General features: G+C 71.6%; 7 protein-coding genes. 4 read left to right on the top strand and 3 right to left on the bottom strand.

The window, feature by feature from the left end; translation table 11 throughout:
- The 3 genes from ABIC52_RS14985 to ABIC52_RS14975 form a co-directional block, all read left to right on the top strand.
- Nucleotides 1-638, top strand: a 638-nt coding sequence (locus ABIC52_RS14985; RefSeq protein ID WP_354027698.1) for a hypothetical protein, incomplete at its 5' end; no start/stop codon positions are given.
- A gap of 85 nt (nucleotides 639-723) precedes the next feature.
- Nucleotides 724-1161: a DUF3060 domain-containing protein gene (locus ABIC52_RS14980; RefSeq protein ID WP_354027697.1), complete on the top strand. Its 438-nt coding sequence runs from the start codon at nucleotides 724-726 to the stop codon at nucleotides 1159-1161.
- 23 nt (nucleotides 1162-1184) lie between these two features.
- Nucleotides 1185-2657: an oligosaccharide flippase family protein gene (locus ABIC52_RS14975; RefSeq protein WP_354027696.1), complete on the top strand. Its 1473-nt coding sequence runs from the start codon at nucleotides 1185-1187 to the stop codon at nucleotides 2655-2657.
- An 18-nt stretch (nucleotides 2658-2675) separates the two neighbouring features.
- Here the strand turns inward: ABIC52_RS14975 and ABIC52_RS14970 are convergent, their stop codons facing one another.
- The 3 genes from ABIC52_RS14970 to ABIC52_RS14960 form a co-directional block, all read right to left on the bottom strand.
- Nucleotides 2676-3803, bottom strand: coding sequence for a glycosyltransferase (locus ABIC52_RS14970; RefSeq protein WP_354027695.1), 1128 nt, complete (start codon nucleotides 3801-3803; stop codon nucleotides 2676-2678).
- A 77-nt stretch (nucleotides 3804-3880) separates the two neighbouring features.
- The gene (locus ABIC52_RS14965) at nucleotides 3881-4468 is read right to left on the bottom strand and encodes an arsenate reductase/protein-tyrosine-phosphatase family protein (protein ID WP_354027694.1); all 588 of its coding nucleotides are present in this window, start codon (nucleotides 4466-4468) and stop codon (nucleotides 3881-3883) included.
- Nucleotides 4465-5874, bottom strand: coding sequence for a tyrosine-protein kinase domain-containing protein (locus tag ABIC52_RS14960; protein ID WP_354027693.1), 1410 nt, complete (start codon nucleotides 5872-5874; stop codon nucleotides 4465-4467). The genes ABIC52_RS14965 and ABIC52_RS14960 overlap by 4 nt, the downstream gene beginning before the upstream one ends.
- A 65-nt stretch (nucleotides 5875-5939) precedes the next feature.
- Here ABIC52_RS14960 and ABIC52_RS14955 point away from each other — a divergent pair, with 65 nt between their 5' ends.
- A complete protein-coding gene (locus tag ABIC52_RS14955) occupies nucleotides 5940-7268 on the top strand; it encodes a hypothetical protein (RefSeq protein WP_354027692.1) in 1329 nt (442 codons plus the stop codon).
- The last annotated feature ends 3 nt before the right edge of the window (nucleotides 7269-7271 follow it).

The following is a 7271-nucleotide window of genomic DNA, read 5'->3' as shown; positions in this document are numbered from 1 at the left end:
CCATCACCCTGCCCGCCGGCCCCTACCAGCTCTGGGCCAACCAGCGCACCAAGGGCGGCAAGATCGAGTTCACCGGCATCAACGTCCACGTCTCCAAGCCGGCGGCGCCGAGTGTCGAGGGGTACTTCCTGGATGACGTGTCGGCGTGGGCGCACATCAAGGGTGAGGGCATCACCGCTGGTGCGACCGTGACGGTCAAGCAGGGCCAGACGGTGATCGCGTCCGGTCCCGCGACGGGTTCGACGTTCGACCTGGCGATCGACCCGTCGAAGGTCGGCTACGGGCAGCAGCAGTTCACGGTCACCCAGACGATCAACGGGGTCGAGTCCGACGGCGCCGCCGTCACGCTCGACTACGGCCAGAACACTGTGCAGTTCGAGAACCCGACCGAGGGCCAGACGATCGCCGGCAACCCGCTGTCGTTCACCGGCTCCGGGAACGCAGGCGGCATCGTCCAGGTCAACGGCACGGACTTCACCCAGGACACCGCGATCGGTTCCTCGACCGTCACGAACGGCAAGTGGACGATCACGAACTCCGCCATCACCCTGCCCGCCGGCCCCTACCAGCTCTGGGCCAACCAGCGCACCAAGGGCGGCAAGATCGAGTTCACCGCTGTGAACGTCCAGGTCGGCTGACCGACAGGGACGGAAGGGGCACCCCTCGGGGTGCCCCTTTCTCCTGTCAACTGATATACTTGACATCACCCTGAAAGGACATCCAATGCGCTCGATCCTCACCGCTTCGATCCTGTCCATCGTCGCGTCCGCCGCCCTCGTCGGCTGCTCGAACACGGGGCCGGTCGGGCCCCAGACCCCGTCGTCGCCGCCTGCCGCCGAGCAGACGTCGAACCCGACGTCCGCCATCACCGCACCGCCGATCGAACAGGCCGACGTTCCCTGCGACGGCGACACCGCTCACGTCGACGGCATGAACAACAAGGAAGTCCGCGTACCGGACTGCAAGACGGTCGTGATCGACAGCAGCAACGCCGTCGTCCACCTCGGCAGCACCGAACGACTCACCGTCAACGGCGCGATCAACGGCATCGACGCCACCTCCGTCGAGAAGGTCGTGATCAACGGCGACGGCAACCGGGTCACCACCCCGTCGAAGCCGTCCGTCGACGACAAGGGCTCGTCGAACACCGTCCGCCACTGACGACCCCGCAGCGGAGCGCACCCATGACCCGAGCTGCCCGGACGACCGAGGTCGACTGGCACGACGACCGCGAGATCGCCACAGCCGCCACCTCGAGCGGCCTCCGGTCAGCCCTCACGTCATGGGTGCGTTTCGCCGTGCAGGCGATCGCCATGGTCGCCGTCGCCCGGCTCATCGGGCCGGACCAGTACGGTGCCGCGGCCGCGCTCCTCGTCGCCGTCACCGGAGCGGAAGTCCTCCGTTCCGGCGGCGTGACGTGGCTCATCGCGCACCACGGTCGACTGACACCGGCTGCCGCGAGCACTCTCCACGTCCTCAGCAGGACCATCGGCACGGCGTGCGCTGCAGCGTGGTGCCTCGCCGGGCTCCTGCCACTGTCCGGAGCACTCCCCGGTGGCCGGTGGGGAGCATTCGCGATGGCGGTGGTCTTCCTCGCAGCCGGCTCGGGCGCGGTGCCGACCGCGGTGCTCGGACGGAACCTGCGCTTCGGCGCGATCGGCACCGCCGAGGTCATCGCAGCGGTCCTCTCCTCCACCGTCGCCGTCACGGTCGCGGCGAACGGCGGCGGCCTCGTGTCGCTGCTGCTGCAGGCCGCCGTCTACGCGGTGGCGCTCCGGCTCGGGATCGCCGTGGCGTGCCCGTGGCGCCCGAGTGCCCGGGTGCCGCTCGGGTCGCTCCGCACCGAACTCGCCTTCGCGCGCAACGCCTCCCTCATGCAGGCGCTCGAGTGGCTCGCGCGCAGTCTCGACCGCGTCTTCGTGGCGGTCGTCTTCGGCGAGGCCGCTGCCGGCTTCTACGTCCAGGCCGGCCAGCTCGTCCTCCTGCCCCTCGAGCAGGTCAGCGGGCCGCTGCGCCGTGTCGCGGTCCCCGTGCTGGCCAAGCTCGCCGGCGACACCGCGGCGCTGCGCCGCACGTTCACGACGCTGATGACGGTCTCGTGCACCGCACTCTGGCCGGTGTTCGCCACGATCGGTGTGCTCAGCACGCCCCTCGTGGGCCTGCTCTTCGGCCCGGACTGGCTCGCCACGGCGCAGGTCTTCCTCGGCATGCTGCCCGGCGCGATCGCGCTCGTGGTGACGTCGACAACGATCTTCCTCGCGCTCGCCCTCGGAGCTGCACGCCGACAGACGCGGTGGGAACTGTGGTGCAGCCGCCCGCTCACCGTCCTGGCGTTCCTCGTCGCCGCCCCCCACGGGTTCGACGCGATGGTGCTGACGGTGTCCGCCGTCACCGTGTCGGTCGCAGTACCGGGCTTCCTCGTCGTCACACACGCGACGCCGGTCCGTCTGCGGGACCTCGGTCGCGCAGTGTGGTTCCCGACCGTCCTCGCCTCGGCGTGCGCCGGGGGCGCCGCGGTCGTGCAGCACGTCCTCCCGACCGGGCTGCCTGCGCTGGCCCTCGCCGCCGCTTCGGCCGTGGTGATCTGGAGTGCGGGCGCGCTCGCGCACCCGACGACCAGACGGCTGGCCGTCCGGGCGGGCCGTCGCGCCCGCTGACGGCGTGCCTCCAGTCCGTCAGCGGACGGCGGTCAGCAGCACGCGTTCCAACTCGTCGACGATGACGGGGAGCGCGTACCGCCCAGCGGTCGCGCGAGCGCGCTGGGCCATCGCCCGCCGCCGCCGACCGTCCTCCAGCACGTCGCAGAGGGCCCGGGCGAGTGCGGAGACGTCTCCTGCACAGACGAGGACCCCGTCCTCGCCGTCGGTCACGATCTCACCCGGTCCGCCCGCGTCCGAGGCGATCACCGCGCGACCGGCGGCCATCGCCTCGACGACCACCTGCCCGAACCCCTCGGGGTGGCGGCTCGCGTGCACCACGATGGTGGACGACGCGATCTCGGCGAGGACGTCGGACCGGTGTCCGACGAAGTCGACCGCGTCTGCGATGCCCAGTTCCTCGGCCAGCGAACGGAGTCCGTCAGCGAACGCGCGATCCGCCGCGAACAGCGGAGCACCGACGAAGCGCAAGCGCGCCTCCGGAGCGAGGCCGCGCGCTCGCGCTCCAGCGAAGGCCCGGATCGCGACGTCCTGCCCCTTGCAGTCGGCGAGCCGCCCGATCACCGTGACGACAGGACTGCTCGGCTCGCACGGAACGGACGGAGGGATGTCGACCGCGCACCCGACGACCGAGACGGGCTTGGGACACCGCCCGATGCTGGCGGCCGTCGCGGCGGAGTTCGCGATCAGCGCGGACGGGAGGACCGTTGCAGCGACGCGCAGGAGGGTACTGTTCGCGGGGCGGCTGACCCCGGCGCCGATCACGTTGTGCAGGTGGGTCACGCAGGGCACCCCGAGCAGTCGGGCGGCAAGGCCGCCGTAGACGTGCGCCTTGGCCGAGTGCGTCGTGACGAGCTGGACGCCGCGTCGTCGGAGGAACGCAGCGACCTTCGCCGCCACGGCGACCGTGCCGCCGACCTTGCGGACGGCGTCGAGCGAGAGAGCACGCTCCGCGGCGCGGTGTCCGCTCGTGGCGCTCGGGAGCGGGACGACGTGGTGCTCGACGCCGGCGTCGAGCAGGGCCTGTTCGAGCGGTCCGTGCTCGCCGAGGACGACGACCGCACGGACCCGTCGCATCGCCGCGGTCACGCGCAGGAGGAACAGTTCGCAGCCCGACAGCTGCGCCGAGTGTGTGAGGAACGCCACGACGGGGAGCGTCGGGTCGCACGTCTGCGCAGCGTCGAGGCGTCCGCTCCGCTCAGGGGCGACTCCGTGACCGCCGGTCACGCGTGCACCCGCCGCCCCGCGTCCCCGATCACGCTGGCGAGCGCCGGGGCGACCTCGCCCAACAGCTGCTGCGTCCGTGCCGCCATCCGGCGGAAGTCGTCGAGGGTGCCGCGTACGGGATCGTCGATGTCCTCGTCGGCGGCGGGGTCGATGGGGCGACGACGCCGCGCGAGGAGCTCGTGGATCGGCGTCGCCCGCTCTTCGGCCCTGATCGGCTCCGATCGGACCAGTCGTGCGACCTCACCGACGGTGAAGGTGCGGTGGAGCGCGGCCGGCCACGACTCGAGCAGGTCGCTCCGCTGGGCGCGGGCGGCGACGAGGACGAGGTCCTGCTCGCGGAGGAGCGCGCCGTCGACGCGTCGGGCGCGATGGCGCTCGATCGCTTCCCGCTCGGCGTCGTCGGCGCACAACGGCGTCAGGAACGCGTGTGCGGCCTGACCGCGCGCGGCGTGGGTCCCGGCGCTCGACACGACGAGCTGACCGGCCGCCGCAGTCGGCCAACACCGGCGCAGCGCGACCTCCGCCCACGGAGACCTGCAGACGTTGCCTTCGCAGACGAACAGGACGCGGAACGGATCGGTCACCGGCCGGCCTCCTGTGCTCGGCCGATCCCGCGCACGCCGCGAGCCCGCGGCTCGGGCGGCGTCGCCGGCTGGTAGCCGTAGTAGCTCGACGAACCGCGACCCACGCGCACCCGGTTCGCGACGGAGCCGATCACACGAGCTCCCACCGCGTCGAGGCGCGCGAGCGCGGTCTGCATGGCATGACTCGAGACTCGGCCGTCGACCGCCGCGACGAACAGCACGCCGCTGACCCTCGTGGCGAGCACGGTGGGGTCGGTGACGGGGAGGACCGGCGGAGCGTCGACGATGACGTAGTCGAACTGCGCACACAGGTCGGCGATGAGCACCTCCATCGTGCGCGATTCGAGCAGTTCGCTCGGGTTCGGCGGTATCCGCCCGCTTGCGAGGACGCACAGGTCGTCGGCACCGTACCGCTGGAGGGCGTCGACGAGTTCGACCTGGTGGGTCAGGACGGTCGACAGCCCGACACCCGCTTCGAGCCCGAGGTAGGCAGCGGCGGAGGGGCGGCGGAGGTCGGCGTCGACCAGGACGACCCGGTGCCCGCTCTGGGCCAGCATCAGGGACAGGTTCACGGCCGTCGAGGACTTGCCCTCTCCGGGGAGGGAACTGGTGACGAGGATCGACTGACTGCCGCCGTCGACGTTGGTGAAGGTGAGGTGCGTGCGCAGCTGGCGGAACTGCTCCGCACGGTCGGAGTACCGGTTGTCGACGTCGATGAGCGGTGACGTCGACGCGCCGGGATCGGTCGGGATCTCGGCGAGGACGCTCCGGCCCCCGACCTGTCGGAGCACCTCGACCGAGCGCAGCTTGGTGTCGACCGTCTCGAGCACGAGCGCGATCGCGATCCCTGATCCAAGGCCGGCGACGAGCCCGAGGACCGCGTTCACGAGGGGCCGGGGCGCGACCGGTGCGTCGGGCAGCTCCGCCCGCTGGAAGACGCTCAGCTCGACGAGCGCACGTCCTGCCTCGTCCGTCCGCTCGATCCCCCCGACCGCCTTCACGAGCTCGTCGGCGACGGCGTCCGCCAGCCGCACAGCCGCCTTCGGGTCCTCGTCGGTCGCCGAGACGGCGAGGATGACGGTGTCGCTGATCGCACGGACCTGGACCTTCTCCCGCAGCTCTGCGACGTCGGCACGGATGCGAGCTCGACCGGCGGCAGCCGACAGCACCCTCGGTGACTGGGCGAGCTGCACGTACGAGGCGACGCGCGACTCGGAGAAGGCACCGCCCTGCGTCAGGTCGGTCACAGTCGCCCCGCCGACCGAGACGAAGACCGACGACTCGGCCCGGTACTGCGGCACCTGGGTCGCCGAGAAGGCGGCGCCCGCCCCGATGCCGACGAAGACGAGCAGGGCGATCCACCAGCGGCGGCGCCGCACGACGGCGATGAACTGAGCCAGGGTCATTGTCTTTCCTCGGGTCGGGAGCAGGTGCGCTACAGTGTAGTACATATCAAATGTTAGGAGAACAGATGACAGCCGTCGGAGGCGTCGCCCTGCTGCTCGCGGTCGCCGGGCTCGTCCTGCGCCGCCCCGCCCTGTGCGCGGGCGCGCTCGGCTTCGGCGCCGGCGTGCCCGCCACCGCCGGGGTGTCCATCGGGCCCGTCGCGCTGTCGGCGTTCGTGGTCGTCGCGCTCCTGCTCGCCGTCGCACCTGCCCCTCGGTCCGGCGCCCCCGTGCAGGACGTGGGCGTCTCACTGTTGATCGCCTTCTCCTGCTGGGCGCTCCTCGTCACCGCGATCGGACCGTGGGCCTTCGCCGGAGTGCCGGTCCTGACCCCCGGGAAGGGCGTCGACGACCAGGTGCACGCCCCGTCCTCCCTGGCCTACGCGATCGGGAACGCAGCACAGGTCACGTACCTGCTCGCCGGGCTCGCAGCCGCCCGTCACCTGTGGCGGACGGGGACCGCTCCGCTCGCCCTGTCGGTCGCCGCCTGGACCGGCTCCGCACTGAGCGCCGCTCGGGGCTTGCTGAAGGCAGCCGGAGCAGACGTCACGGCGCCGTTCTTCGACACGCTGGACATCAGCTACTCCGCCCCCGGCGACGACCGCCTCCGTGGGATCTTCAGCGAACCGAGTGAGCTCGCCGCGTTCTCCCTCGCCGTCGTCGCGTACGCAGCAGTCCGGACCGCCCGCGCCGAGGACGCCCGAGTGCGCAGGTGGTCGTTCGCGCTCTTCCTCCTCGCGGCGACCAACCTCTTCGCATCTGCTTCCGGAACGGCGGTCGTGGCCGGGTGCGTGGTCGCGGCGGTCCTCGCGAGCTCCTTCGCCGTGCGCTTCTTCGCATCCGGCGGACGGCACGCGGGACCGATCACGGTTGCCTTGCTCGCGCTCGTCTTCATCGGCACCACCAGCGGACCGCAACTCCTGGAACCACTGATGCGGATCGTGGACGACAAGATCGGCAGCCAGTCGCTCGACGCTCGCTCCGCGGCGGACGCGATCGGTCTCCAGGTGGTCCGCGAGACCGCCGGCATCGGCGCAGGCCTCGGCAGCAACCGGTCGTCGTCCTTCCTCGTCACACTGGCCTCGTCGACCGGGATCGTCGGCCTCGCGCTCTTCGGAGGCGCGGTGCTCTCCCTGCTCTGCAGGTCGTCCCGACTCGCCGCCGCGACCCCCGCAGCCGCAGGCCTCCTCGGACTGCTCGTGGCGAAGAGCGTGTCGACACCGGACCTCGCCACCCCGCTGCTGTGGGTCCTCCTGGCGACGTGCGTGCACCTCGCCGCCGCACGCGAGCCGGAACCTCCACAGCTGCGATCACTCCATCCCCACAAGTACGGAATACTGCATGTCGACCACTGAAAC

Origin of the sequence: Curtobacterium oceanosedimentum (genome assembly GCF_040545555.1) — a bacterium.
GTDB lineage: Bacteria > Actinomycetota > Actinomycetes > Actinomycetales > Microbacteriaceae > Curtobacterium.
Note: the sequence above shows the minus strand (reverse complement) of the source record. Positions and strands in the feature narration are given on the sequence as shown.

Coding starts and splice junctions, on each gene's coding strand:
- ABIC52_RS14980 (WP_354027697.1), top strand. CDS start 724: ATGCGCTCGATCCTCACCGCTTCGATCCTGTCCATCGTCGCGTCCGCC.
- ABIC52_RS14955 (WP_354027692.1), top strand. CDS start 5,940: ATGACAGCCGTCGGAGGCGTCGCCCTGCTGCTCGCGGTCGCCGGGCTC.
- ABIC52_RS14960 (WP_354027693.1), bottom strand. CDS start 5,874: ATGACCCTGGCTCAGTTCATCGCCGTCGTGCGGCGCCGCCGCTGGTGG.
- ABIC52_RS14975 (WP_354027696.1), top strand. CDS start 1,185: ATGACCCGAGCTGCCCGGACGACCGAGGTCGACTGGCACGACGACCGC.